Origin of the sequence: Photobacterium ganghwense (assembly GCF_017329545.1) — a bacterium.
Lineage (GTDB): Bacteria > Pseudomonadota > Gammaproteobacteria > Enterobacterales > Vibrionaceae > Photobacterium > Photobacterium ganghwense.
Map to the genome: position 1 here is coordinate 2,078,005 of NZ_CP071325.1, position 26,612 is coordinate 2,104,616.

General features: G+C 50.0%; 18 protein-coding genes and 8 tRNA genes. 8 read left to right on the plus strand and 18 right to left on the minus strand.

Translation table 11 applies throughout. From position 1 onward, the window contains the following. Positions 1-39: 39 nt before the first annotated feature. The 3 genes from FH974_RS09495 to FH974_RS09505 form a co-directional block, all read right to left on the minus strand. The gene (locus FH974_RS09495) at positions 40-2,832 is read right to left on the minus strand and encodes a thrombospondin type 3 repeat-containing protein (RefSeq protein WP_207103228.1); all 2,793 of its coding nucleotides are present in this window, start codon (positions 2,830-2,832) and stop codon (positions 40-42) included. A 252-nt stretch (positions 2,833-3,084) separates the two neighbouring features. Continuing rightward, positions 3,085-4,731, minus strand: coding sequence for a wax ester/triacylglycerol synthase family O-acyltransferase (locus tag FH974_RS09500; RefSeq protein WP_047885694.1), 1,647 nt, complete (start codon positions 4,729-4,731; stop codon positions 3,085-3,087). 208 nt (positions 4,732-4,939) lie between these two features. After that, positions 4,940-5,341 (minus strand): phasin-related domain-containing protein, encoded by a 402-nt coding sequence (locus tag FH974_RS09505; RefSeq protein ID WP_053061852.1) that lies wholly within the window; start codon positions 5,339-5,341, stop codon positions 4,940-4,942. A gap of 510 nt (positions 5,342-5,851) precedes the next feature. Between FH974_RS09505 and FH974_RS09510 the strand changes: the two genes are divergently transcribed. The 3 genes from FH974_RS09510 to FH974_RS09520 all read left to right on the plus strand — a co-directional run bounded on the left by FH974_RS09510 (position 5,852) and on the right by FH974_RS09520 (position 9,389). Continuing rightward, on the plus strand, positions 5,852-8,113 hold the full coding sequence (locus tag FH974_RS09510; protein ID WP_084712579.1) for an acetyl-CoA hydrolase/transferase C-terminal domain-containing protein: 2,262 nt from the start codon (positions 5,852-5,854) through the stop codon (positions 8,111-8,113). Positions 8,114-8,255: 142 nt separating this feature from the next. Beyond that, the gene (locus FH974_RS09515; RefSeq protein ID WP_169776034.1) at positions 8,256-8,411 is read left to right on the plus strand and encodes a hypothetical protein; all 156 of its coding nucleotides are present in this window, start codon (positions 8,256-8,258) and stop codon (positions 8,409-8,411) included. A 354-nt stretch (positions 8,412-8,765) separates the two neighbouring features. Next, complete coding sequence (locus FH974_RS09520; protein WP_170108370.1) at positions 8,766-9,389, plus strand: LysE family translocator; 624 nt, start codon at positions 8,766-8,768, stop codon at positions 9,387-9,389. Positions 9,390-9,437: 48 nt separating this feature from the next. Here the strand turns inward: FH974_RS09520 and FH974_RS09525 are convergent. From FH974_RS09525 to FH974_RS09570, 10 genes are all read right to left on the minus strand, one after another. Then, a tRNA-Cys gene (locus FH974_RS09525) sits at positions 9,438-9,511 on the minus strand. A 70-nt stretch (positions 9,512-9,581) separates the two neighbouring features. Further along, a tRNA-Cys gene (locus tag FH974_RS09530) sits at positions 9,582-9,655 on the minus strand. Positions 9,656-9,725: 70 nt separating this feature from the next. Further along, positions 9,726-9,799: transfer RNA gene (locus FH974_RS09535), tRNA-Cys, on the minus strand. Positions 9,800-10,054: 255 nt separating this feature from the next. Then, a complete protein-coding gene (locus FH974_RS09540) occupies positions 10,055-10,297 on the minus strand; it encodes a hypothetical protein (RefSeq protein ID WP_053061853.1) in 243 nt (80 codons plus the stop codon). Positions 10,298-10,515: 218 nt separating this feature from the next. Next, on the minus strand, positions 10,516-11,649 hold the full coding sequence (gene nspC, locus FH974_RS09545; RefSeq protein ID WP_047885697.1) for a carboxynorspermidine decarboxylase: 1,134 nt from the start codon (positions 11,647-11,649) through the stop codon (positions 10,516-10,518). An 84-nt stretch (positions 11,650-11,733) separates the two neighbouring features. Then, entirely contained in the window at positions 11,734-12,978 is a 1,245-nt protein-coding gene (locus FH974_RS09550) for a carboxynorspermidine synthase (RefSeq protein ID WP_047885698.1), read from the minus strand. A 77-nt stretch (positions 12,979-13,055) separates the two neighbouring features. After that, positions 13,056-15,959 carry a pyridoxal phosphate-dependent class III aminotransferase gene (locus FH974_RS09555; RefSeq protein ID WP_047885699.1) on the minus strand — a complete coding sequence of 968 codons (2,904 nt, stop codon included), beginning with the start codon at positions 15,957-15,959 and terminating at the stop codon, positions 13,056-13,058. 950 nt (positions 15,960-16,909) lie between these two features. Beyond that, positions 16,910-16,985, minus strand: a tRNA-Gly gene (locus FH974_RS09560). Positions 16,986-16,989: 4 nt separating this feature from the next. Then, a tRNA-Cys gene (locus FH974_RS09565) sits at positions 16,990-17,063 on the minus strand. Between the two features lie 4 nt (positions 17,064-17,067). After that, positions 17,068-17,143 (minus strand) — tRNA-Gly (locus tag FH974_RS09570). A 332-nt stretch (positions 17,144-17,475) separates the two neighbouring features. Between FH974_RS09570 and FH974_RS09575 the strand changes: the two genes are divergently transcribed. Next, on the plus strand, positions 17,476-18,816 hold the full coding sequence (locus FH974_RS09575; RefSeq protein WP_207103229.1) for a DUF2254 domain-containing protein: 1,341 nt from the start codon (positions 17,476-17,478) through the stop codon (positions 18,814-18,816). Positions 18,817-19,070: 254 nt separating this feature from the next. Further along, positions 19,071-19,352, plus strand: coding sequence for a sll1863 family stress response protein (locus tag FH974_RS09580; protein WP_207103230.1), 282 nt, complete (start codon positions 19,071-19,073; stop codon positions 19,350-19,352). 47 nt (positions 19,353-19,399) lie between these two features. On the opposite strand, the gene nhaA is transcribed toward FH974_RS09580, so the two are convergent. The 5 genes from nhaA to FH974_RS09605 all read right to left on the minus strand — a co-directional run bounded on the left by nhaA (position 19,400) and on the right by FH974_RS09605 (position 24,286). Next, the gene (nhaA, locus tag FH974_RS09585) at positions 19,400-20,758 is read right to left on the minus strand and encodes a Na+/H+ antiporter NhaA (RefSeq protein WP_207103231.1); all 1,359 of its coding nucleotides are present in this window, start codon (positions 20,756-20,758) and stop codon (positions 19,400-19,402) included. Between the two features lie 268 nt (positions 20,759-21,026). After that, positions 21,027-22,358: a methyl-accepting chemotaxis protein gene (locus FH974_RS09590; protein ID WP_207103232.1), complete on the minus strand. Its 1,332-nt coding sequence runs from the start codon at positions 22,356-22,358 to the stop codon at positions 21,027-21,029. A 681-nt stretch (positions 22,359-23,039) separates the two neighbouring features. Then, a tRNA-Cys gene (locus FH974_RS09595) sits at positions 23,040-23,113 on the minus strand. Between the two features lie 76 nt (positions 23,114-23,189). Beyond that, positions 23,190-23,276, minus strand: a tRNA-Leu gene (locus FH974_RS09600). A gap of 218 nt (positions 23,277-23,494) precedes the next feature. After that, a complete protein-coding gene (locus FH974_RS09605; protein ID WP_207103233.1) occupies positions 23,495-24,286 on the minus strand; it encodes a hypothetical protein in 792 nt (263 codons plus the stop codon). 232 nt (positions 24,287-24,518) lie between these two features. Between FH974_RS09605 and FH974_RS09610 the strand changes: the two genes are divergently transcribed. The 3 genes from FH974_RS09610 (at position 24,519) to FH974_RS09620 (ending at position 26,583) form a co-directional block, all read left to right on the plus strand. Next, complete coding sequence (locus tag FH974_RS09610) at positions 24,519-25,238, plus strand: lipoate--protein ligase family protein (protein WP_207103234.1); 720 nt, start codon at positions 24,519-24,521, stop codon at positions 25,236-25,238. Positions 25,239-25,544: 306 nt separating this feature from the next. Next, complete coding sequence (locus FH974_RS09615) at positions 25,545-26,282, plus strand: AzlC family ABC transporter permease (protein ID WP_207103235.1); 738 nt, start codon at positions 25,545-25,547, stop codon at positions 26,280-26,282. Then, positions 26,272-26,583, plus strand: a complete 312-nt coding sequence (locus tag FH974_RS09620) for an AzlD family protein (RefSeq protein WP_207103236.1) — start codon at positions 26,272-26,274, stop codon at positions 26,581-26,583. Before FH974_RS09615 ends, FH974_RS09620 begins: the two co-directional genes overlap by 11 nt. The last annotated feature ends 29 nt before the right edge of the window (positions 26,584-26,612 follow it).

A 26,612-nucleotide genomic window follows, 5' to 3' on the forward strand; every position in this document is an offset into this window, starting at 1 on the left:
ATAGCCACTTAGCGATTCAGCAATACAGCCAGTCAAACATCAGTATCGATTCCAGGTTTCGTGGTAGCTGGTATAGCTGTGATGACGGCTACGATAGATCAACCCATGATTATCATAGGTGTCTCTTTCAACGGTTATCTCAATCAGAGGTTCACCGTAGTAATCCAGCACCGGCTGGCCATCTTTCTGATAGAAACTGACCTCCCGGCGGCGGTTGACTTCACAGGCCGGTATGCTGTCCGTTTCCGAGACTTTGTCCCACTCAAGCACACGACCGGTAAACACTGTGCTGGTCACTTGCTCGAAGCGATGGCGCTCAGGATGATCACCTAGTAGCAACCCTCGAACATAAGACACTTCCGGCAGGAAGTAAGCGCCAGCCACGGCTGACCACGGTGTCATTTTTTCAACATACTGACCCCACACCACGGTATCTCCAGCATTTTTTGTGCCTTCAAAGCCGACCATCTCACCCGCGGCGTTTTTGTAATACACCTCGTTAAAACTGTAAGTCCCGCTGTCAAAATGCCCTCGAACAACGGATTGACTCAGCCCCTCATGTCCACGCCAGCTGGTATTTTCACCGGCCTGAGGAATCATGGTGTACACCCCTAGGCGCCGACTCAAATCGTGCAAATCAAAACGATCAACTAAGTATGATATTTCCTCATCAGGGCTTACTGTATAGCCACTATCCGGCAACCCGGCTAAACATTGCGCCAGGCTGACCGGCTGATCCAGTGGCGAACCCCTTTCTGTGACAGGGTCACGACCAAACGCATTGTTATCGATAATGGCTCCAACCAGATCTTTGGTGTAATCCGTGTATCCCCATGAGATGCTGCCTTCCGCAGCAGGATCATACTCCAGATAACTCACTTCAACTCGCTGTGCCAGATTATCAGTGTCCAGATACTGTTTACGTTGCTCCACCACTTTAGCCACAGGATGATGATTTTCAGCCTGGGAATCCTGATTGTTCATCAACACCATCTCAGAGGATTGCTGAACCACACAGACCTCACGCAGCCCCATGACCGTTTCGATAATATCTTTGCCCAAATACTCGGTTGACAGCTTGTCATGTCGCACAGGCGTCTCGGGAGCGTGCTTATCCAGCCGATCTACCCACCTTGGTGTCACTTTGCCTAACTCTAATTCGACATACGGACTGCTATCTACGTTGATCGACCACCAGTTACGGAAAGTTTCCCGGTTACCCAGGTATTCTCCGGTATGGGCATCGGTATATTCATGCTCGAACGTCGGATGGTAATCATTGTATTCCTCCCCGGGCGTGTACCCTGCGATTTGGGTCACTTTGATTTGCCGATCCGCCAGCTGACCTGTCGGTAGTCCGGTCCAGACATCAACATCGATTTCACTCTGGGTATAGTTCTGAATCTCGCCAGATGTCGCCATTTTTCGCGAAACCTGGTACAGACGGCTGTTTGGTCGGTCGAGGGCACTTTCCCCCTCTCCACCCAGCGCAGGCAGACCGGCAACACAGGCACTCAGAGTCGCAGGTTTATTCAGCGCTTGTAGCGGCGCATTGTCCCGCTCGTCATCGTAGCCATCGTTGTCATCATCGTTATCGGCGTTGTTACCGATGCCATCTTTATCTGTATCCCATTGCTCTGCTTTATCAAGCGGGAAGGCATCTTCCGTGTCTAGGGTGCCATCATTATCATCATCGGTATCACGATTATCGCCAATACCGTCACCGTCAGCATCAGCCGACTCTGTGGCATCCAGTGGGAAAGCATCCAGCTCATCCGGCACCTTGTCATTGTCATCATCAGCATCATACTTATCGCTGAGGCCATCACCATCCGTGTCTACAACATCCTTAGGCATCATTGGATAAGGGTCTGCGGTATCCGGAGAACCATCGTCATCATCATCTTCATCGGCATTATTCCCGATGCCATCGCCATCGGTGTCAAACCATTCAGCATCATCGTGTGGGAAGGCATCCAGATCATCCAACACTCCGTCTTTATCGCTGTCCAGTGTGCTGAGGGTCAACAGATTACCGGTTGCATCCAACAGGACAATTTCGTCACCTGCTGCACTTTTCAAAGCCGCTGCAATTTTCTCAGCATTACTGAGCAGGATTGACAGTTTAGTGATGAAATCGTCGGCGGTTTCAGCCAGAGCATCAGAATAAACCAAGGAAGCAGCAGCCTGACGAAGCTTCTGTGACCGCCCCTCGTCATCCTTGGTATAACTCGCCAGTAACGCTGCGCCACTGCCTTCTGCCAGACCTAGGCTTAACGCCACCGTTTCTGCCACGCCTTCAATCGAAAGCTCTTTCCCTTCTTTCTGAGCCTGCAGCAGGTGTAGCTCAATCACACTGGTCAGTGGGTTAAGTTCAACCTGATGTGAGGCAGTATCAGCCGCTGATTTACCGGCTTGTTCGGCTACCAGTGAAGCAACCAGCGGGGCGGACATCAGGTAGTTGCCGTGTACAGTATTGCGCCCCTGATGGGACGCTTTTCCGGCAACCACTTCGGCCATCAGTACATAGTTATCCAGATCTTTCACCGGCACGCTGTCAAACGTAACGCTGCCATCCTGACCGGTGACAGCACGCAGTTCATCCGCATCCGGCTGGTTATTGCGTTGAGTTTTCTTTTCCAGCCACACTGTTGCATTTTGCAATGCGGCAGTGTCACTTACCGCCACTTGCAGATTTACCTTTGAAACAGCCGTCGGTGTTGTGACATCCGGAGCGGGCTTTTCCAGCTCTTTCTTATCTGATCCGCCGCCACCACAGCCGGACAGAATGAGTACTGTCGATATCGCCAAAGCAACCTTGCTTTTGTTCATAACCTTTTCCTATGAGTTATTAGTATGGACTTACTTTGCGCAGAAAATTTTACCGATTACTCAAGTCAGAAGGATGGGCATCATATTCAACCTTCGGCGCACTTCAAAAAACTGCTCCTACCAGTTGAACTATCTGTGAAGTCAGACACACCTCTCAGCCAATAAAAAAAGGCTCATTCATACAGCTGATGAATGAGCCTTTGCTGGGTATGGGGGCAGAACGTATTAAGTATTACAAATTGAATCAGTTAGTTATGAGCGTTTTCGTGACGAAATTTCATCCTGATTCTGAGCAGGAAGCGATGGATCAATGTCGATAGTTTTATTCAGCATGTCGGTAAGCTGGGCCAGTTGCGCTTCCAGTGCCTCTACCTTACGTTGCTTTTCAAGATACAGCGCTTTGAAATCTTCATCATCCGGATCCAGACCTCGCTGAGCGGCTTCAACCGCAGTTTCAACAGCCAACACATCCTCATCGTGCCCCTGAAGCTGCTCGGCCACTGCCTCGATTGCCATTTGCATCACATCCTGCTCAATGTCGGCAAATGCCTCGCACATGTAGTCCGCTATGACTTCAAAACCGGGCAACGACTGCTTACAGGCCACCAGCGAGAAATACATCATCCCGGCGTTACTGAAAAACGTGATATTCAGGGTTTGTCCCGGCATCAACAGCGATACCGGATACTGCTCTTTCACTTCAGCACCCATAAAGTACAGGGTGTCATCCGTACCGGGCACATTGGATATCAACAAATTACTGGCAGGCGGAATAAAACTGTTCAGGCCAAATTTACCACTGAACAGGGAAACCCCATTAACCAGCAGCGAGTAGTTCACGTACGCATCCGGTGAGATGTTCAGCGCTTCCCGCTTGAGATCAACAGTGGCGTGCTGAATCGCTTCCAACCGTTCCAACGGCGATAAATCCGGCCTGCCCAACTCAACATGGCCAATGGAGATTTTGTTGCCTTTATCACTGGTATCGCCCTGCGCCCGCAGGTTCATGGGCATCATGGCCACCAGCGGCTTGTTCAGGGGGATAGCCCTGTCGTTGAGGTAACGGTTAAGGGCAATATCGCTGACGGTGAACAAGATATCGTTAACCGACGCGCCAGTGATTCGGCTGATATGTTTTAATTCGGCTATCGAAAAATGCCCGATGCTGACCGAACGGGTTCGTTTCGGACTCAAATTAAACGGTGTTTTAGGAGCCGTAAACGGAAGCTTCAAGTCACATTCAGCCATGTTCACCGCTTTCAATGCCAGCTTGCTGCCTAACCGAAACATGGAGGGTAACAAGGAAATTTGCTTTGTGGCGGCCATTGCCGTTTTCACAACCATGTCGGTTAAGTGAGTCTCTTCCCGGCGCTGACTGGCTGTTTTCCTCAAATCACACTGCCAGAGAGGCTGCGTAAAGGAGTCTTCCCGCGTTGTCGCACAACTTTGGGTAAACAGGGTACTGGCACGAATACCATCTGCCATGGAATGGTGAATTTTCATGATCAGTGCCACGCGGTTATGCTCAAGTCCCCCGACGACCCAGACTTCCCACATCGGGCGACTCCGGTCCAGCACCTGGCTATGTAAACGCCCCACCAGCTGTTGCAGCTGTTGATCGTTACCGGGCGAGGGCAACATCGTAATACGTAAATGGTCTTCAAGATTCACTTCGCTGACCGTCGTCCAGCTCGGCCGACCGGTCAGCGACCAGGTCAGCTTCCAGTTAAATGGCGGTACTGTCTCCGGGTGTTGCAGAAAATGCGAATAGAGCTCCTGCGCATACGTGGTCGCCTGCCCTTCCGGCGGCTCCAGAATGACCAGCCCGGTCACATGCATCGGCGTATTGGCCGTCTCGAAAACAATGAAACTTAAATCCAGTAGAGACAAACTTGGCATAAACCAGTCCTTATGTTGCAAGTTGGCGATATGGCCCGCTGAGAAACAGATTCCTTTTGTCAGACTCAACAGACACCGCAGCCTGGGTGATTTTCAGCAGACGGTTTAACCTTGCCTGCCACCGATACGTTTCCTGATATGCCTGAGGGAGTGAGTGTTACTGAGTTCCGACACGAAAATTCCTCACGACATACAACATCGGCGTGCCTTACTGTCCGCGTTTGTCTGCCAGCTTTTCCACTGCCGCCTGCAAACGATCTACTTTGTCTTCAAATTCGGTCAGTCGACGACGGTCAATGCCGCAGGTACGGTTCAGCACTTGGTTAAACTGTGCCTCAGCCTGATTGCGCACCGCCTGACGTGTATCCTGTACCCGATCACGTAGTTCAGATTCAACCGACTCGCCTTGAGCAACCATCGCACTGAATTGCTGGTTGACCCGTGACTGAACGCCATTCACCTGCTCTAGACCGACCCGGCACACACCCAAACCGGCGTACACCAGTTTACGGGTAAGATCCTCCCCGGCCTGACCTGCCACCCTGACATTAGATACTGCTTTAATATTGGTTACTGCTTTGATAGTTGAAAATAGCTGCATTGGACTCATCTTTTCTCCTCCTCTGACACAGTGGGTACAATCAGAGCCAGAAATACCTTTTGATGCATCCAAAGTAGCAACAATTATTAGATCAATCTTTCTAATTCGACGTGGTATCTGCTAGCCGCCTCACATAACAAAGCGGGCTTCCAGACTCGTAAACTCACCGCCAGCAACAGACCTCAGCGCACAATGAAACTGCGAGCCCTTTCCCGTCACGCCATCGCTAAACATGATGCACTTTTGGGGGAAGGCATTTGCTGTGACTCACTTCACCAATCCATAACAAACTGTGTATCCTGCGCATATTTTCCCAAAAATAGAATGAAAGCTCTAAGTCCTGCCGCAACAATTGATCACATAACAACCATAAGCACAGGGTGAATTGAGCAACGCTATCTTGGTGGCCATAGTGACTGCTATTTACGTATCTAGCACATCAGTCGCTAACATTTTCACGGCTAATCACCTCTGCGACTCACAACCCATGCGAATTACAACGTGAACAAGGAATGCGCCATGTCTGTGATACAACTCTTCGATGCGGAACAGCCCACCCCCGCCCTTGTTGCCTCGGTCGTTCATCCGAAACCGCATGCCCGGGTGATCGATCAGGCTGACACTCTGGTTGATGAAATCATTGCATGCGTAGGGAACAAGATCGTTCTGGGGATCCCCCTTGCCGTGGGTAAGCCTGTAGCCTTTGTGAATGCGCTCTATCAGCGCGCCAAACATGATCCCAGCCTCTCGCTCAGGATCGAAACCGGGATCAGCCTGGAGAAACCCGTTGGTAAAAGTGCACTGGAAAAACACTTCCTTGAACCGTTCGTCGCACGAGAATTCGCCAATGTTCCGGATCTCGATTACATGTTGGATCTCCGTCGCGGCTGCGTCCCTGATAACATAGTGATCAGTGAGTTTTTCTTCAAAGCAGGCAGCTTTCTGAATTCCCCCCAACAACGCAATTACACCAGCACCAACTATACCCACGCCGTCAGGGATTTGCTCGACAAAGGGGTGAATGTGATTGCACAGATTGTTGGCAAACGGACTTGCGGCCAAAACCACGAGCAAGTCACGACCTACAGCCTGGGCAGTAATTCGGATCTGGCGTTGGATCTGATTCCTGAAATGGACAAACTCAAAGCAACCGGACATCGCGTGGCTGTTGTCGGGGAAGTGAATACCAACATGCCGTTTATGCGCAACCATGCTGAGGTAGCCGACAGCGAGTTTGATTTTATCCTGGATCTGAATACACAGCCTGACCATCAGGACTATGCCCTTTTTGCCGCGCCCGCCGCCAGCATTTCGCCGGAAGATCATCTGATCGGTCTGTATGCCAGTACCCTGCTCAAGGACGGGGGGACACTGCAAGTCGGGATCGGGTCACTCAGCAGCGCCCTGACCTACAGCACCTTGCTTCGCCATGAAAATAACCGGGTGTACAATAAAGTACTGTCCGATTTGAATGTCTTTAATAAATTCCCCATCAGCCGCGATATCGGCGAACACGGGGCCTTTGAAGAAGGACTGTATGGCTGCAGCGAGCTGATGGTTGATGGTTTTGTCCATTTGTACAAGGCAGGCGTTCTGAAGCGGGAAGTATTTGAAGACCTCACCATTCAGCACTTACTGAATCAGAAAAAGATAAGTAAAACCGTGACTCTGGCTACTCTCAACACCCTGCTGGAATACGGCGCAATCAACAGTACACTGACTCAGGCGGATATCAGTTACCTGAAACGGTACGGGGTTTTCCGGCCGGAAGTCAGTCTGGTACACGGAAAGTTAGTCACGCCCAATGCGACAGCAGGCACCGACATTAGCCAACCGGACATTCAACACTGGATTGAAACCCATGCACTCGGTCCATCGCTAAAAGGCGGTGTGGTAATGCACGGGGCCTTTTTCATCGGTCCGAGAGCCTTCTACGATGACCTGAATCAGTTCAGCGATGATGAACATCAGCAGTTCTGCATGACCAGCGTAAACTACGTCAACGATTTGTACGACCATATGCTCGGCAATCAGCAGCTGAAACAGGCTCAGCGCAAACACGCCCGCTTCATCAACTCCGGCATGATGGTGACGCTGGATGGCTCTGTTGTCTCTGACGCACTGGAAAACGGCCAGGTTGTCAGTGGTGTGGGTGGTCAGTATAACTTTGTTGCCCAGTCTCACCAGCTACGCGATGCGCGCTCTGTCATCAAGATCCGCAGTTGTGCGTACCGCAAAGGCAAACTGACCTCCAACATTCTGTTTAACTATGGCCACAACACGATTCCCCGCCAGCTGCGCGACATTGTGATCACGGAATACGGCATCGCCGATCTTCGTGGTAAACCGGATGAAGTGGTGTACAGCGAGCTCATCAAAATTGCCGACTCCCGGTTTCAGCAACAGCTACTGGCGCAGGCAAAAGCGGCCGGTAAAATCGCCCCCGACTACCAGTTGCCTCCGGAATACGCCAACAATACGCCCGATATGATCAATGCCTTCTACCGTAAGTATCAGGCTCAAGGACTCTTTGCCCCCTTCCCGTTTGGCTGCAGTTTTACGGCACAGGAGCTGAAGCTGGGTAAAGCGCTGAAAGCCCTCAAGTCCAAAACATCAACTCGCACCGGAAAATTGCTCGCAATACTTGGCTCGCTGCATACCCAGAAACCCGATCATGACACCGAGCAACTGATCAAACGTATGAAACTGGAAGCTCCTTCCTCGTTGGAAGAGCGGATAACGCGCCGATTACTGGTCGCCGAGTTACAGAAACAAAGTTAGACACTCAGCAAGCCCCTCGAAAGGGGGGCCGTACAAATAGCAGCAGTGATGACAAGAATAACTTTCGCAATATCAATGCTAACGCAGGGCATTGTTCATCGGCAAAACCAACCGGTCGCCCTGCCCAATAAGGAGGTATTCAATGGCTCCCAAGACCAAAACCAGAAAGAAAGTACTGGCGTTGTGCCCCTACGCAGCGCTGCTCAGTTGCCGTCAGTGTCCGGTCAAACGCATCTGCCCGGGTAAAACCACCATTGGCGATCAGCCGTTAAAACCCGACAATCGCAAGCAATCGTAAAACTACACACGCGGCACGAACTTCCCGTCCGAATTTAACGGCATCAATTGCTGTCGGTTTGGTGTTGTCGGTTTGGTATTGTCGATTTAGTGCTGTAGGCAGTGCAATACTTCTAGCAACAAGATGCAGCCTGGTTGCACTGCCTGCTTCCTCAATGTTCACCCCGCTTTGACCTCACGCACAGGGCGCTCAAACGCCCACCAGTTTACCTGCCCTGCCTTAGTGCGTGTCTTACTTCCTGTAAACAACTAATAAGACGAATTTTTCTACTGGTGCACCACGAGTGATCATGACTATGCTTTAAATAAAACCATAAAAAGTAGTGCGGTGTTCCTGAGTCGTATGGGGGATAAAATGATGGAAGTCATGAAAGCCGTGTTATTTGGATTGATCCTGTCACTAACGGTCGGTCCGATTGCTATTCTGGTGCTGGGAAACGGTATACACCATGGTTATGTCACCGCAATGCGAAGCGCTATCGGTGCAGCGCTGGCGGATTATTGTTACGCCCTGATCAGCTTCATCACCGGGACACTGCTTATCAGCCAGCTCGATGCCTACCATTACCAGATTATCCTGCTGTCTTCGTGGGTTCTGATTTTCATGGGTTTCTACATGATGTACTCCGCGCTGAAAAATACCCGGCTACTGGCTAACGTTCATCACCCGGGAAAAAAGCTGGGATTTCGCTCAACGTTCTTTCTGACGCTGGCCAATCCGGTCGCACTGATTGCGCTGTCTGCCTTTATTGGTCACTCAATTGATCAACTCAACTTGTTGTTCGCGATGCAACTGGCGGGGGCGGTTTTTGTGGGGAGTTTGATTATCCAGTGTATCCTGGCGATATCCGGGGCGGTATCAAGGTCAACACTGATGGACGATGATGAGGTCATTACCTTCCCCTTCTACCTGCAAGTCTTAGGCGGACTGATCATCTGCTTGTTTGGGGTCAGTAATTTTGTCGATCTGGCGGGCTGAAGACGCTAAACGAAAAAAGCCTGACTAACCAGTCAGGCTTTTAAAATATGGAGGCGCGTCCCGGAGTCGAACCGAGGTACACGGATTTGCAATCCGCTGCATAGCCACTCTGCCAACGCGCCATCAATGTTGTTTGCCAGTATTCTGGCTCCACCTGCTCTGCTGCCGGAACTTTCGATATCAGTGAGAGGATGGAGGCGCGTCCCGGAGTCGAACCGAGGTACACGGATTTGCAATCCGCTGCATAGCCACTCTGCCAACGCGCCATCAATATTGTTTGCCAGTACTCTGGCCTCACCTGCTCTGCTGCCGGATCTTTCAGTATCCGAGAGAAGATGGAGGCGCGTCCCGGAGTCGAACCGAGGTACACGGATTTGCAATCCGCTGCATAGCCACTCTGCCAACGCGCCATACCCTGTTGCTTTGGTACACGACTCTTTTCAGAAGTGACCGCTGCGGTACGGGTGGCTAATTTACTGATTTTAGAAAGTGAGTCAACCAGAAATCCAAAGATTCTTACCGACTGACTACTTTCCGACACATCCAATCAAAAAGCAGCCCTTTATTGGTCAGTAGACCACCAGTACAGGCCTGCTGTTTTAGCCCGGCATTGTGCAATGTCGCGAATCCTCTCACCGCTTACATCACCGTTCACCACCCTGAATTTATTTCAGTGACTCAATTTCCTCGTTCAGTCGGTAACTTTTATCCGTCACGATTTTCTCCAGCACTTCGACCCGGGCAGTCAGGGCGCTGACTGACTGGCGTAACTGATCGTTATCTTGCTCTAATTGGGTATGGTTGAGATGCTGCAATTCCAGCTCACGCATCTCTTTGCGGTGGCTGAGCAGGCGTCGTACAACTTCCGCACCAAAAATGATCCCGACAATAATGATGGCAATATCCATATCCGTCCTCATACTCACTGGATTGACTATAAAATCAACTTAATGAAGACTTTATAAATTCGCAACAAGCAAAACACTGCAATGTTCAAATTTGCTGGCGGTGACCTGAAGCCTTGCCAAAAGTGCGACACAGCTAAAATCGGGCGGGAAACAACCAAAAAGAAAGGGAGCTGATTAGCTCCCTTTGACTGGTACTCAAACTGAGAATGTCTGAATAATCAGGATACCGACCACTGTGACAGTGAACGTTTGAAATCGTCGTAGCCAAACTCGTTCAGCTTCTCAATGTCACCGTTAGTGCGCTCACAGTACACTGATGGCATTTTCAAACCGTTGAACCAGTTCAGTTTCACCATGGTGTAACCAGCGCTGTCAATAATGTGCAGCTTCTGGCCAATTTCCAGCGGCTTATCAAAGTTCGCCACACAGAACTGGTCGCCCGCCAGGCACGAGCAAGAGCCAATCACGTACTGATGCTCACCGTTTTCAGAGGCTTCCAGTACCGACGCTGGTTCATTGTAGATCAGTGTATCCAGACGGTGTGCTTCTGTCGCAGAATCAACGATCGCTGTTTTCATGACGTTTTCCACGACATCAACCACAGTCACGACCAGATCAGTGGTCTTCGTGATGATCGCTTCACCCGGCTCCAGGTACATCTGCACGCCGTGTTTTTCTGAGAAGGCTTTCAGCGCCAGACCCAGTTTCTCAACATCGTAGCCAGGCCATGTGAAGAACACACCGCCACCCATGCTAACCCAGTCCAGCTTGTTCAGGTACTCACCGAACTGCTCTGAGATCGCATCCAGTAAGTTAATGAAAGCGTCCACATCTTTGTTCTCACAGTTCATGTGGAACATCACGCCGTTGATGCTATCGAACACTTCCGGATTGAGGTGATCGACTTGTACCCCAAGGCGAGAGAACTTACGTGCCGGGTTAGCCAGATCCTGCCCCGCATAGCTGACGCCTGGGTTCAGACGCAGACCCAGTGAGGCTTTGCCTTCCACCAGGTGACGGTAAGCTGCCAGCTGGCTCTGTGAGTTGAAGATCATCTTGTCGCAGATGTCAGCCACTTCACGCACGTCATCTTCGCTGTAACCCACGCTGTATGCGTGCGTCTCGCCGCCAAACTTCTCGTAGCCCAGTTTCACTTCGAACGGACCTGAGCTGGTTGTGCCGTCAAGGTACGGCTTGATAATGTCAAACACGCCCCAGGTCGAGAAACACTTAAGGGCAAGAACCAGCTTCACCCCAGAAATTTCTTTCAGCTGCTTCGCGATTTCCAGATTACGGATCAACTTTGCTTCATCGATCATGAAGTAAGGTGTTTTTAATTGGTCTTTATTCATTTCTCAATCACTTAAACTAAATAAAGCCGGCGCGATGCACCGGCTCAATTTCATTACTGACGGATAATGTCAATCAATTGCCTGTTACTTCAGGATCTGAATGTCTGGCTGACGTGGTTCCATTTCAACCACACCCCAGTCCAGGCCAAGTTGTGGCATAGTTTCCAGGAATGGATCCGGATTCAGCTGTTCCATGTTGAACACGCCGGCATCCGCCCATTCGCCACGGAAGTACTGCAACGCCGCAGTAATAGCAGGAACACCTGTGGTGTACGCAATCGCCTGGTGTTCTACATCTTTATATGCCACTTCGTGGTCGGCATTGTTGTAGATAAACACGCTGCGTGGTTCACCGCTTTTCTTACCTTGTACCCAGGTACCGATACAGGTTTTACCTGTGTAACCCGGCGCCAGAGACGTTGGGTCAGGCAGCATTGCTTTCAGGACATGCAACGGTTGCACAACAGTGCCGTCATGCAGGGTCAGCGGCTCAGGGCTCAGCAGACCGATGTCGCGCATGCAGTTGAAGTAGTTCAGGTAACGATCGCCGAAGCCCATCCAGAACTCAATACGTTTGGCAGGAATGAACTCTTTCATAGAGCGAACTTCGTCGTGCGCCATAGAGTAAACTTTGTGTTTACCTACCAGCGGGAAGTCGAACTCAAGCATCCGAGAGTGACATGGTACTTGTTTCCATTCACCTTCTTCCCAGTAGAAAGAATCACCCTGGATTTCCAGCATGTTAGTTTCAGGATCGAAGTTTGTCGCAAACTTCTTACCATGGTCACCGGCGTTCACGTCCATCACGTCGATGGTGTCGATTTCATCGAACAGGTGCTTAACAGCGTAAGCAGCAAATACGCTTACTACGCCCGGATCGAAGCCCGCACCCAGGATACCGGTAATGCCAGCTTCTTTGAATTTCTCGCGGTAGCCCCACTGCCAGTCGTAGGCTTGTGGTACTTGCTGACCTTCAGAACACAGGTCAACCGCAACTGATGTGTCGAGGTAAGACACTTTCGCCTGATAGCAGGCTTCCATGATTGGCATATTTACCCATGGTGGTCCAGCGTTGATCACCAGATCAGGCTGCACTTCTTTGATTAGGGCTACCAGTGCTTCAACGTCATCAGCGTTCACTGCACGGGATTCCAGTTTCTTGGAAGGGTCTTTCAGATTATTTTTACCGTTGATTGACTCGATAATCTTGTCACATTTATCAACGGTGCGCGATGCGATGGTGATATCACCCAGCACATCGTTATTCTGAGCCGCTTTATGCGCGACTACCCAACCAACACCACCAGCACCAATCTGTAGAATTGCCATTTCGTCTTTATTCCATCATTTAATGAGTAAGTGTCCAGGCACAGCCAGCCCGACGACCGACTGTGCCCTACGAGTTGTTAGCTTGCAGTCAGCTCAACCTGAGCTGCTACCTGGCTAATCTCTTTAAGTAACGCTTCAAAATGCGACAGCGTCAGACAAGGGTTCAGAATGGTGAACTTCAAGGCCACGTTACCGTTAACCATGGTTTCACCCAGTACTGCTTTACCTTGTACCAGCGCATCCATACGAAGCTGTTTGTTCAGGCTGTCCAGTACTGCGGCGTCAGTGTGGTTGCCGACATAGCGGAACAACACAGTGGACAGAGCAGGATCAGCCAGTAGTTCAAATTCAGAAGACTGATTCACCATGTCCGCAACCAATTGAGTCTGGTTCAGCAGGTGATCATACATTGCGCCCAGCGCCTTCGGTCCAACGCTTTGCATGGTCATCCATACTTTCAGGGCGTCAAAACGTTTGGTTGTCGCAATAGACTTGTCCACCAGGTTTGGCAGCAGGTCATCTTCACGGTTCAGGTAGTCTGCGTGATGAAGCAGATACTTGAAGTTTTCTTTGTCTTTAACCAGTACCGCACCACAGCTGATTGTTTGATAGAACAGCTTGTGGAAGTCAACGCTCACAGAGTCCGCTTTCTCGATACCATGCAGGCGTGTCTTGTGACGGCTCAGAATCAGCGCACCGCCGTAAGCACCGTCTACGTGCAGCCACAGGTTGTGTTGCTGCGCGATATCAGCCAGACCAGCCAGATCGTCGATCGCACCGTTATCGGTTGTACCTGCCGTACCGACCAGAGCAAATGGCAGCAGATCTTCATTTTTCAGCGCTTCAATCGTTTTCACCAGTGAAGCCAGCTGAATTGTACCGTCCGGGTTAGTATCAACAGTCACTACAGCGTTTTCACCCAGCCCCATCAGAGAAGCTGTTTTCTGTACTGTAAAGTGAGACTTCTTCGAACACAGAATACGCATCTTGCCAGCATACTCAGGCAGACCCTGCTTCTGAATGTTGTGGCCGGAAATCGTATCTGCTGCCCAGTCACGCGCCAGTAGCAGACCCATCTGGTTTGACTGCGTACCACCACTGGTGAAGATACCGTCAGCCTGAGTGCCCAGCTCGTACACTTCGCACAGCCAGTCTACCACTTTCTGCTCAACGAAAGTCGCCGAACTTGCCTGATCCCAGGAGTCCATAGACTGGTTAAGCGCCGCGATAAATGCTTCACCGGCAATAGCAGGCAGCAATGGTGGCGTATGCAGGTGCGCAATGCAATGCGGGTGCTGAACCATGATCGAGTTTTTCGCGATCAGATCACCCGTTTCTTCAATTACGCGCTCCAGAGGCAGCTGCTGATTGCTCAGATCAACGTTGTTGATCAGCGTTTTCAGGATCTGCGGGTCCATACCGGAGTAAGGCGTGGACGTTTCTTCAAACACTTGCTTCAGAACTTGCGTAGTCTGATTCAGAACCGCTTCAAATCGGTCCGCGCCGCCTTTACCGGTGTGGATAAAGTGCTGGCTCCAGTCGTCATTCGACGCAGTGTTGTCTTCAACTTTCTCTTTTGCCGGACCCGCTGTTGCCAGAATCGCCTGACGCAGAGTTTCCAGAGCAAAATCAAGTTGCTCGTAGCTGATGATCAGTGGTGGCAGGAAGCGCAGAACAGAGCCCTGGCGGCCGCCTTTTTCAATGATCAGACCACGTTCCAGCGCAGCACGCTGAATAGCGATAGTCAGCGCTGAATCTGCTTCCGGCTCACCGAATTTGTTCTTCGAACCGTCAGGCTTACAGATTTCAACACCCAGCATCAAACCTTTACCGCGAACTTCAGCAATACAGTCAGTTTCACGGGCCAGACGCTCCAGACCTTCACGCAGGTACTGGCCAGCCAGACGAGCGTGCTCGGTCAGGTTGTCACGACGGATGATTTCCAGTGCTTTCGCACCCGTTGCCATTGCCAGCTGGTTACCACGGAACGTACCGGTGTGTTCACCCGGGCGCCAGGTATCGATAGACTTATCGAACACCAGGATAGACATTGGCAGGCCGCCGCCTACAGCTTTAGACAGACACAGAATATCAGGCGTGATGCCAGATTCTTCAAAGGCGAAGTTGCTGCCTGTTTTACCGATACCACACTGGATTTCATCAAAAATCAGCAGGATACCGTGATCTTTAGTAATACGGCGCAGTTCACGCAGCCAGAATGCAGGAGCTGGAATCACACCGCCTTCGCCCTGTACAGGCTCAACGATGATCGCTGCAGGTTTCTGTACGCCGCTTTCGTCGTCGTTCAACATACGCTCAATGTAGCGCAGGGTTTGCTTCGCACCTTCATCACCGTGCATGCCAAACGGGCAGCGCAGGCTGTATGGGAATGGCAGGAAGTGAACATCAGACATCAATCCCTGACGACGGGCCTTCGTATTCAGGTTACCCATCATCGCCATTGTGCCGTTCGTCATACCATGGTACGCGCCGTGGAAGGCCGCCATGGTGTTACGTCCTGTTGTTTGCTTCGCAAGTTTGATCGCAGCTTCCACTGCGTCTGCACCGGAAGGACCACAGAACTGAATACGGGCATTTTTGGCAAACTCATCCGGCAGGAAGTTCATGACTTCCTTGATGAATTTATCTTTCGCTGGTGTTGTCAGATCCAGCGTCTGGTATGGCAAACCAGCTTGCAGATGTTCAATGATTGCCTGGTTGATCTCAGGGTGGTTATAGCCCAGTGCCAGAGTACCGGCACCAGCCAAGCAATCTAGAAACAGTTGGCCACGGCTGTCTTCGACCAGAGCGCCTGAAGCCTTGACGATAGCAAGCGGTAAACGTCGAGGGTAAGAACGCACCTCTGACTCATAATGCTCCTGACTGAGCAGCAACTCATCCGGTGTCAGATCATAGACCCCATGTACCACAGGTACATTTGAAGCAAGTTTTAGCTCATTAAGGTCAAACACATTACTCATGTAGTTTTCCATCTCATCACATAGTACCAATACACATGAAATTTCATTTCTTCAGACTCATCCCTCACCTCGCAGCCGTTATAAACAGGGCGTTGAGATGATAGAGCACTAAGAGCAAGGAAATTGTCACGGTACGGTACAGAATGCATCGTGTTTAGATGCATAGACTTATAATTTGCCGAAAACGATTAAACGTTCGACGTGACCAATTAAATTTCTGACTTGCCAGAAAAAATTATCCTTTGCAAAACAAAGGCTAGGCAATACATTCATCAGAATATTAACAACCAGTGACTGTGATCAGAGAGATCAAGGCTCAGTAATAATACTGCAGTTGGGTAAGACAAAGCTGATAAGGATTGATAAATAAAATAATTTCACAGTTGGGTTCCCTCAATATGCCGCTGCGGGTTCTTTGGCCGGCAGTCAGCGCTATTAATGCCCTTCTATTGGCCACTAGCATGACCAATACCTACAATCGCATAAAAAATGCAATCAGCCCGAATACATTTTTATGCCGTGTGTCTCAGTAAAATGTCCCCCTGAGATTGCGCGGAAAAGTAACATATCAAAGATGCCGAGCCAAGCATTATTTGAACGAAATAACTCGCGCATAACATTTCAATGGTTACCACTACCTTAACACCCCCTCAAAGCATGCATTACATATGCAACAAGCATAAAACAGATAAAAAAACCATAAAAATATCATTTGAAAGTCATAAATAAATAATCATTTTATACGGTTTATCTATAAGATCATGAAAACCCAGAATTATTGAGCAACCAAATAATAAACGTTCATTTTTCACTCAAACCTTTACTCTGAGCAGTGATGGCTGAGTATCAATAAAAATGGTTGAAAACCGTAAGTGACAAGCGAGGAAAGAGAAAAAACAGGGAAAGTCCAAATGCAAAAAGCCCTGACATTACTGTCAGGGCTTCGAATCTGGAGCGACACACGAGGTTCGAACTCGTGACCTCAACCTTGGCAAGGTTGCGCTCTACCAACTGAGCTAGTGTCGCAATATGGAGGCGCGTCCCGGAGTCGAACCGAGGTCCACGGATTTGCAATCCGCTGCATAGCCACTCTGCCAACGCGCCTTTTTGGAGCGACACACGAGGTTCGAACTCGTGACCTCAACCTTGGCAAGGTTGCGCTCTACCAACTGAGCTAGTGTCGCTTCATCTCATCATTCGGGCACAACCCGTGAGAACGAGTTGTACTTTAACGGATTACGCCACAAGGTCAACAATAAATTTCTTCCCTTATCATCAAACGGTCAAAAAGCCGCCTTTGCGGTTTATTTTTTATCCGTGACGCGTAAGTTTCCTGCCAGCCACTGTATGCCCCAAGAATAAATGGACCAAGAGTAAGCACTCTTAAGACTGCGCATCCAACATATCCAGCCAGTCTCTATATAGGGCCTCACAATCTCAGTACCTGTCGGTTTCCCCTCTTTTCTTCATTGTGTTGCCTAAACTAAAATTTTCAGGCCCGAGACGCGGAGGAAGAATGAAGGTTTATCTCGGTAACCTCTGGGAATACTTACGTACCAGTTTCTGGTTTGTACCAACGTTTATGATGTTGCTTTCCACGCTGCTGGCTGTCGGCACCATCTGGTTTGATCTCAGTTTCCATTTTTCTCGTCGCCAACTGCCTTTCTGGTTAATCTCCGCTAATGCCGAAAACGCAGAAGTACTGATATCCACCATTGCCAGTTCAATGATCACCGTCGCTGGTGTGGTCTTTTCCATGACCATGGTGGTACTGTCGCTGGCCTCCAGTCAGCTTGGCCCCCGGCTGCTGCGTAACTTTATCCGTGACCCCGTGACACAGGTTGGCCTGGGGATTTTCACCTCCACCTTCCTGTATTGTCTGCTGGTACTGGCCTGGCTGCTGGCACTGGCGGATACCGGTGTCCATTTGCGACTGTCGCTGACGATGGCCATTCTGCTTGCGTTTGCCAGCCTGCTGATGCTCATTCGCTACATCCACCATGTGTCTGTTTTTATCCAGGCGGACACCCTGATACAAGCCGTGTCAGATGAACTCTGCTCAGCCATCGATCGCCTCTATCCGGATACTTACGATCAAGAGACATCGGCCCCTATTGCTCCACATGACAACGAGCACCCCGGCCAAAGTCTGAAGATACCAGCCCTGACCAGCGGCTATGTTCAGGCCATCGATTTAGAAGGGTTGTTTCATTTTGCCGATGAGCAGGATGCCAGCCTTCAGTTGTACTGCCAGCCAGGCCAGTTTGTGATTGAAAAAGCCCAACTGGCAACGTACTGGCATCAAAAACCGCCTGAAGAGGAGATAGACACTCAGCTCAACCGCTATTTCATCATCGGAGACAAAGCGACCCCGGAGCAGGATATTGTGTTCAGTATTCGCCAGCTTGAAGAAGTTGCCTTGCGGGCACTGTCGCCCGGCATTAATGACCCCGGCACCGCGATTGCCTGTGTCGATCGACTGACGATTGCCCTGGGAATTTTGCTCCACCGCCACTTTACGTCTTCACACCGCTTTAATGATGATGGGCTATTAAGGCTGACCTCCAAGCCGATCTCATTTGAAAACATAGCAGATGCCGCTTTAAACCAGATTCGGCAGCACAGCCAGGCCAACGTGGCCGTCACCGCGTGTATTTTGCGAAATCTTGCCATGCTGGCCAGACAAGCCGTTCGTTCGACAGACAAACAAGCTATCGAGAAGCATGCCATTCTGGCCGCCAATGGGTGCCTCGAGCACATTAATGAACCGGTCGACAGAGAGCGCATTGACCAGTCTCTCAGCGAAGTGAAGTCGGCCTTGCACCAGAGCCACTGGCAGGATTTGCATTCGGGCTGAATACCGGTTTGCTAACGGCAAGTCGCTGATACCTGGGTTGCAGATTCTCGGGGGCGATGTGCGCCGCCCGTAATGACAGGCACTAAAACGAGAGGCAACAAATCGGGGGCTATCCGATACTTATCACAGCGTTCAACGTTTACTGATGACGCCATAACTACAGTAGCCACAGCACGACTGCCCTGTGCTCTGAGACATAGACGCTACACATCTAAGAAAAGAATTCGACTTACCTATCGAATAAGGAGCCAACAATGGATCGCAAAGCACTCATCGATAAACTGCATGCCAGACTGATTGACTGGAACAATGAAATTACCCGACTTGAAGCCAAAGCAGAGCAGGCCTCAGGGGAAGCCAAACGTGACTTGCTTGAAACCATCGAACAGATGAAACAGCGCAAAGAAGAAGCCAGAACCAAAATTGCCGAGTTGCAGCATGCGAGTGACAGTGCCTGGGAAGACATCAAAAAAGGAGCAGATGAGGCCCTCGATGCCATCAAGCGCTCATTTGAATCTGCCAAATCCAAATTCTGACCGCTTATCTGGCTGACAGCATCATACATACCAGCCTTAAGCCGGTATTAACATTCTCTGCCGTTTGTGGCTGGCTGTTGTTTCAGCCACAAATAGCCCAGCGTGCCCGCCAGAAAAGAGGCGAGCAGCACCGCTGTTTTCGCCACCAGTAACGCGTCAGGATCTTCTGAAAACCCCAGGCTGCTAATGAATATCGACATTGTGAACCCGACGCCCCCCAGCATGCCGATGCCGACAACGTGGCGTAATGACAATCCGTCCGGCAGCACACCCAGTTTCAACTGCATCGTCAGCCAGCAAAATAGAGGGATGCCGACAGCTTTTCCTATCACCAGGCCGAAAATCACTCCCGCGCCAAGCGGATGCAACCACACACTGGTCAGCGATTCGGTATCAATGGCAACACCGGCATTGGTCAGCGCAAACAAAGGCAGAATAAACAACGCAACCGGAGTTTCCAGCACCTTTTCCCAACGTCGCAATGGCGTAGAGGTTTTCTCTGCTGCTTTCTGCAGGTACTCGACCACTTCGTGCTGTTCCTGATCTTCCAGGATCTGATTGATCTCTTTATTCTGCCGGTGCAGTCGCTCAAACCGGAATAATAGTTTCCTGCCCTTTTCAACCAGCCATTTGGGATCCCGTTTACCGCGAGCAGGGACGGCAGCCGCCACAATAATACCGGCCAACGTGGAATGCAGCCCGGAACCATGCAAGGCCACCCACAGCACAATGCCGGCCAGCAGATAAGCGCTTGGACGCCGGATTCCTGCCAGATTCATCGCGGTCAGCACCAGCGTCATCGCCGCTGCAACGGCCAGGTACGGCAGGCTGATATCGTCAGAGTAAAACAGCGCAATGACCAAAATGGCGCCCAGATCATCAATAATGGCCAAAGCAGTTAAAAACACGAATGCCGCAGAGGGAATCCCTTTGCCCAACAAAGCCAGAATCCCGACCGCCAGCGCAGTGTCTGTGGCAACCGGGATTCCCCAGCCATGGCCGTATCCTGACGAGAGATTAAGCGCGTAATAAATGGATGCGGGAAAAAGAATTCCACCTAAAGCCGCAAAGGCGATTGGGGCTAAACGCTGCAGCGTTCTGATTTCCCCGACCAGCAGTTCCCGCTTCACTTCCAAGCCCAGCAGGAAGAAAAAGTAGGTCATGAAAGCTTCATTGACCCAAAGCTGCAGGCTCATTTCAAACTTGGCCTCGCCCCAGGAAAGGCCAATAGGGATGGCTTTGAAGGCTTCGTAGTGGTCAGCATAAGGTGAATTGGCCACAACCAGTGCCAGAATCACACAGAAAATCAGCAACACGCTGAGAGTGATTTGATTGCTGATAAATGACTGGAAAGGCTGATACAGCTTTTCAAATCCGTATTCAATTTTTTGGGGAGTCAACGGCATGGTTCCATTTCCCTCCAGTCACACACACTGGTTTATCTCAGAGTGTAAAGCGTGGAAGGGAAATAAAAACGGGTCAAGTTTATGCTGGCGCTGAGCGGCAAAAAGCCAGTGCGGCAAAAGCCAAGACAGTAAAAAGCCGGATAAACCGGCTTTTTACTGATTCCGCTAGCTTTACAGGTTCAGCTAGCAGCACACTTAGCACTGATTACCATCTTAATCTCATATCTGTCTGCCGACTTATGCACATTTAAGCGCAACCTGAAACCCGTTAACGGCACGGCATTTCAGGCTGATCGCTGACCAGCTCGCTCACCGTATCGGCGACGTTCTGCGCGCCCAGACTAATTTCAGCAATCAGTGCCTGAGTCGCCTGAAGCTTTGCGTTACAGTCGTGCACCATGTTCTGAATGTTCGCCATGGTCTGCTCAGCACTGGCCGTCAAAGAAGCATTGTGCTGTACGATGGCCTCAATTTCCCCGGTTGCTCGCATCGTGTTAGAAGCCAGGTTTCTCACTTCATCTGCGACCACGGCAAAACCCCGCCCATACTCACCGGCTCGGGCCGCTTCGATTGCTGCATTCAGGGCCAGCAGGTTGGTCTGATCGGCAATCTTGGAAATGGTCGTGACGATCTGAGTGATATTCTGTGACTGCACGGAAAGCTCGGTCATCAGTTGGTTAGCCTGAGAAACCGACGCAGTGATACTGGCAGCAATTTCAGTGGCGGAATTCAGCGTCGCTGCCCCCTGACCAGCAATCCCCACCGTTTCATCCGATGTTTGCATGGCGACTTCAGACGCTGAGCGAATGGCCTCGGCACGTCGAATTCGCGCCGTCACATCACTGGCAAATTTCACCACCCTGACGACATTCCCCTGCTCATCAAAGACTGGGTTATACGTCGCCTCAAGCCAAATCACGTCCCCGTTTTTCGTTTGTCGTTCAAACAACCCTGACTGATATTGCCCACGGGCCAGCGACTTCCAGAATTCGGAGATATCGGATAAAAAAGCTGGCGTACAGAATATCCGGTGATGCTGTCCAACAATCTCTCGTAGTGAATACCCGACACACCGACAAAAATTGTCATTGGCATGCAACACCGTTCCTTCTGGTGAAAACTCAATGGTTGCTAATGATTTTTGCAACGCCGCAAAAACAGCCCCCTGCGCATCAAGTTGCTGCTTTTGCTGAGTCACATCGGCAGCAATTTTGATGACTTTGACAACACGACCATTGCCGTCGAGCACCGGAATATAGTTAGCTTCAATCCAGACACTGTTACCATCCCTGCCAACCCGCTCAAACGTGCCATGTTGACTGCGCCCCTGCCCTAGCTGGTGCCAGAACTGGCGGTATTCGTGCTGGGCAACCTGTTGTGGCGGACAAAACTGCCGATGATGCTGCCCCACCACGTCTTCCGGCAAGTATCCAAGTGTTTGCGTAAACAAAGCGTTCGCCGTGATGACTGTGCCATCAGGTGTAAATTCTATGTATGGGACACTACGCTGCACCGCCTGCATAAGCTGAGACTGTTCTTTCAACCTCGCAATGACCTGCTCGTTATCCTGCCGTGATGTTGAGCGTCCCAGAAAAAACATAGTAGTTTCCTTATGATTATTATTCGTTATACGTAATGGCAAACTTGTTGTGGCCGATTATGTCTCCATCGCCCAATAGCAATACAGCACTTCCCTCAAATTAACCATTTTCTCAAATGGAAAAAGGTTTCAGCGCCTGCCCATGAGCAAAAGAGCGCGAAGTGTAGTACATCTGATAACGCGATTTAACAACAATTGGGTCAATAAAAGCTCAAACATTATAAAAACGGATAAAAGAAAGCATAACCATCTGATAAAATTATTTATCTTTCATAATGTTACAAAAAGTAACCAAACTATCAGCTGTTATCCCACCCACAGCCCTTCCGTCTACCAGCAGATGGAAAATCAAACCGTTCAAACACTTTGATGAGTGAAACGTTGCTTGAACAATTTACACTGGCGAACAATCTACTCTGGCGAACACTGGATTCTAGTGAACAATGGATTCAGGTGAACCTAGACTCCGGTGAGCATTAGATCCGGATTAGACGTCTCAAAAAGGAGTGTGGACGTTGAAGAAACTTACGCGATGAGGTGGCACGAAAAGAATGAAAATAGAACACGGTTATCAGCTATATCTGAAGACGCACTGAATAACAGAAAATCGATGACAGGTAAAATGCTTAGTGGGAAATGTAGCTGATGTGAAAGTGCTGATGGGATGAATACACAGAAAAATGGAGGCGCGTCCCGGAGTCGAACCGAGGTCCACGGATTTGCAATCCGCTGCATAGCCACTCTGCCAACGCGCCTTTGAATACTCTCTTTATGAATGCCGATGATGAAACCGACCCTACTCGTGGCATGAGTAAGTAACGAGAGTAAAGATGGTGCCCCGGGCCGGACTTGAACCGGCACGCCGCGAACGGCGAGGGATTTTAAATCCCTTGTGTCTACCAATTTCACCACCAGGGCAACGCTTAAAAGCGATACTGCTAACTGAAGAAAGTTAAACACCATCTGTTCTGAGAGTTTCCCCGTAAGAACGAGGTGTACTTTACTGGATTGAAAAAATCCGTCAATAAGAAGTTTTATCTTTTTATTCATATGGTTAAAAAGCATTCCACTTGGGATGCCCAACGCGCAATTAGCGTAAATAATTGACACTGCTTCTCAATGCCCGCCTTGTATGGCTACAAAAAATAGTCTTTGTATAAAAAACCTGTAATCGCAATGTGCGCCACCACGGGAAAAGCAATCAACATAAGCCGTAGCGTGTGAACCAGCGGCCACTTTGCCTTCTCAAACGTTAATGGATAGTCAAAATACACCAGTAAATAAAGCATTTGCTGAATGGGGAAAAAGCCTGCTTTTAACAGAATATTTCTTCCTGATGCAGTGATGATAAACAAAGCATGGGGAATATAAGACGTTCTGACATCACGAGTAGTTGGCCAATAAGACACGACAATGTTTTGAATTTCGGTCCTCGCGACGGTGAGACACTGCGGACCTTGAGGCTCGGGTTCTCTCGGCTCAGGATGTCGGGGCTGGTGCTCCATAGACTCAGAAACATCCACGATATGGCATGCGGGAAGCTCCACTTTCCCATGGCTGATAAGGCATGACAGGCCTGAGGAGACGTGGTAACAACGTTTAATACATAACTTTCGCAGGAGTAAATAACAAGGCACAGTGGCCCCATAGATAATGAGCGCAGGGACAGGCGGCCAAATCTTTGCGTAGATAAACGGCAATATTGCCAGACTAACCAACGAGATAAAAAATAAGCCCTCTAATAAAAAGGGTAATGGATACAGTATTGATACCACTTTCAAGCGAATTGCACTGGTTGGTGAAAGCGTCTTTTTCCCTTTAAAATCTGTGGCACCAAACCAAGTGGAGTCATTTATGGTGATCTTACCCATCTTTTCCATAACAGTATTGTGACCTTTCATTCCTTGAAAATGAGTCTGTAATGGCATCAGAAAGTGCCTCCCTAATACACCTTCAGTGCCCGGTTTCAGATCTGCGCGGCACAATATAAAACATGGCACATAATGAGAAAATGTGAATTTTTCGTATTTCCACCGTGCGATATTTCGCTGCCAGTGACCGTTAACCACCTGAAATAACCTTATTTATTGTCCCCTTGTTTTCAATACATTTTCAGGTCAGCATAGCGTTACTGTCTTGCCACCAGTCAGGAGATACCCGTTGACAGTAAAAAACAAATTGATTCGTTACCTGAGTATCGAGGCTGAAGATCTTTTCGAAAAAGAAGCCGAGCTGCTGCAAATGGTCCAGTCCAATGCCCTTTCTCAGGCACTGCTGCTGTGGCAAGCAAAAAGCCCGACTCTGGTTCTGCCCGCCGGAAAAAAATGGCCTGTCTCTCCGACTCTGATTGCTGAGCTTGACGCATCCGGCTGGAAATTAGTCTCAAGAAAAACCGGCGGCGCTCCTGTACCGCAGCTGCCAGGTGTCATAAACCTCTCCCATATCTATCATTGGCCGGAGGGGCTGCCATACGATATCAAGACGGCGTATTTGCATCTGTGCCAGATTCTCACCCATTTCTTTGACGATCTGGGTGTCTCCGTAAACATCCATGCAACGCCCGGTTCCTATTGTGATGGTGATTACAACCTCAATATCGACAACCGAAAAGTGGTAGGAACGGCTCAGCGAGTATTGCTGAAAAAAGGCGGCGGTCAGGTTGTGCTTTCACAGGCCTGTATCTTGCTCACAGGCAACATGGATGACATTGTAAAGCCTGTACAGCTGTGTAATCGGATCTGTAATAATCCGGTACAAATCCGTGCCGATGTTCATACACCGCTTTTTGAGCACATAGATCATCAGCCGTCGGTGGATACACTGTTTCAGAAATTGACCAGTGCTTTCCTCCGCTCCGGCCCTATCAGCTCAACAGGGTAATCTGTAGGGCAACTGTCAGGCGCACTGTCAGTCATGCCCTCTATACCGTTCCTTGGCTTGGCTTGGCGGTATTCAAAACGTGACAGTTTAAGCAAGCGGTATGTGAATGAACGCCGAATGCATGAGATACATATCATTAAGGCGTGTTGAATCCCTATTGAAGCGAGCCTGATTACATCCCAGTACATCTGCTAGCCATTCACATCCAGAGAGATATGAGACATACTGCAAACCATAACAACTATATTCTGCTGATTGTATAAGACAATCCATCTTTTCCACCTACACACTGGCTATCTGATCACCATGCAAACCGACATTCAACCCAACCTGACGTCAGGTACAAACCTGCACGAGTTCTCGAAAAAAGAAGTCTGGAACGGCTTTACCCAACTGGTACCACTGTCCTTTTTTGTCGTCGTATTTGGCGCGGCTTTTGGCCTGGCGGCCTCACAAACCGGCCTGGATAACACCTCGTCACTCCTGATGAGTACACTGGTGTTCGCCGGCGCATCTCAGTTTGCCGCCCTGGACTTGTGGGGCACAGAAGTGCCTGTTATTCCACTGATGGTCACGGTGTTTGCTATCAATGCCCGTCACCTGTTGATGGGAGCAACGCTGTATCCCTGGTTGCGTCACCTGCCTCCTGCAAAACGGTATGGCGTCATGCTCCTGGCATCAGATGCAAACTGGGCATTGTCACTCAATGCACTCAGTCGTGGCGAACGCGGGATAGGCTTGCTGCTGGGCGGTGGTCTGGCGCTCTGGTCGTTCTGGATTGTCGGCACCTGGCTGGGACTGACCTTTGGTAACGCTATTCACGACCCGGTTTCGCTGGGGCTGGACATGGTGATGGGCTGCTTCCTGCTTTCGATGGTAGCTATCGGACCGAAAAACATTCGTATTCTGGTGATCTGGGCCGTTGCGGCGGGTTCATCATTACTGGCTTACTGGTACTTACCTGAAAACAGCCATGTCGTAGTGGGCGCACTGTCGGGTGGTTTGCTGGGCGCATTCTGGACGGAGAAAAAACATGACCATTGAGACCAGTTTCAACGGTACCCTGCTAATTATTCTTGTGATGGCGCTGGTAACCCTCATCACCCGCTGGGGTGGAGTTTTTGTAATGTCTTTTATTCCAATCAGCCATCGAGTCCAACAGTTTATCAGTGCGATGTCTGGTTCCGTGCTGGTTGCGCTGCTCGCCCCGCTGGCAGTGGAAGGGGATAACGGTGCACGGTTGGCATTACTGGCGACAGCCATTGTGATGGTGATTTGGAAAAAGCCTTTACCGGCAATTGCTGCAGGTATTCTGGCTGCGGCCCTGTTCCGGCACTTAGCATAAAAGAAAAGCCAGAAAGTGATTTCTGGCTT

Coding starts and splice junctions, on each gene's coding strand:
- FH974_RS09495 (WP_207103228.1), bottom strand. CDS start 2,832: ATGAACAAAAGCAAGGTTGCTTTGGCGATATCGACAGTACTCATTCTG.
- FH974_RS09500 (WP_047885694.1), bottom strand. CDS start 4,731: ATGCCAAGTTTGTCTCTACTGGATTTAAGTTTCATTGTTTTCGAGACG.
- FH974_RS09505 (WP_053061852.1), bottom strand. CDS start 5,341: ATGAGTCCAATGCAGCTATTTTCAACTATCAAAGCAGTAACCAATATT.
- FH974_RS09510 (WP_084712579.1), top strand. CDS start 5,852: ATGTCTGTGATACAACTCTTCGATGCGGAACAGCCCACCCCCGCCCTT.
- FH974_RS09515 (WP_169776034.1), top strand. CDS start 8,256: ATGGCTCCCAAGACCAAAACCAGAAAGAAAGTACTGGCGTTGTGCCCC.
- FH974_RS09520 (WP_170108370.1), top strand. CDS start 8,766: ATGATGGAAGTCATGAAAGCCGTGTTATTTGGATTGATCCTGTCACTA.
- FH974_RS09540 (WP_053061853.1), bottom strand. CDS start 10,297: ATGGATATTGCCATCATTATTGTCGGGATCATTTTTGGTGCGGAAGTT.
- nspC (WP_047885697.1), bottom strand. CDS start 11,649: ATGAATAAAGACCAATTAAAAACACCTTACTTCATGATCGATGAAGCA.
- FH974_RS09550 (WP_047885698.1), bottom strand. CDS start 12,978: ATGGCAATTCTACAGATTGGTGCTGGTGGTGTTGGTTGGGTAGTCGCG.
- FH974_RS09555 (WP_047885699.1), bottom strand. CDS start 15,959: ATGAGTAATGTGTTTGACCTTAATGAGCTAAAACTTGCTTCAAATGTA.
- FH974_RS09575 (WP_207103229.1), top strand. CDS start 17,476: ATGAAGGTTTATCTCGGTAACCTCTGGGAATACTTACGTACCAGTTTC.
- FH974_RS09580 (WP_207103230.1), top strand. CDS start 19,071: ATGGATCGCAAAGCACTCATCGATAAACTGCATGCCAGACTGATTGAC.
- nhaA (WP_207103231.1), bottom strand. CDS start 20,758: ATGCCGTTGACTCCCCAAAAAATTGAATACGGATTTGAAAAGCTGTAT.
- FH974_RS09590 (WP_207103232.1), bottom strand. CDS start 22,358: ATGTTTTTTCTGGGACGCTCAACATCACGGCAGGATAACGAGCAGGTC.
- FH974_RS09605 (WP_207103233.1), bottom strand. CDS start 24,286: ATGCCATTACAGACTCATTTTCAAGGAATGAAAGGTCACAATACTGTT.
- FH974_RS09615 (WP_207103235.1), top strand. CDS start 25,545: ATGCAAACCGACATTCAACCCAACCTGACGTCAGGTACAAACCTGCAC.
- FH974_RS09620 (WP_207103236.1), top strand. CDS start 26,272: ATGACCATTGAGACCAGTTTCAACGGTACCCTGCTAATTATTCTTGTG.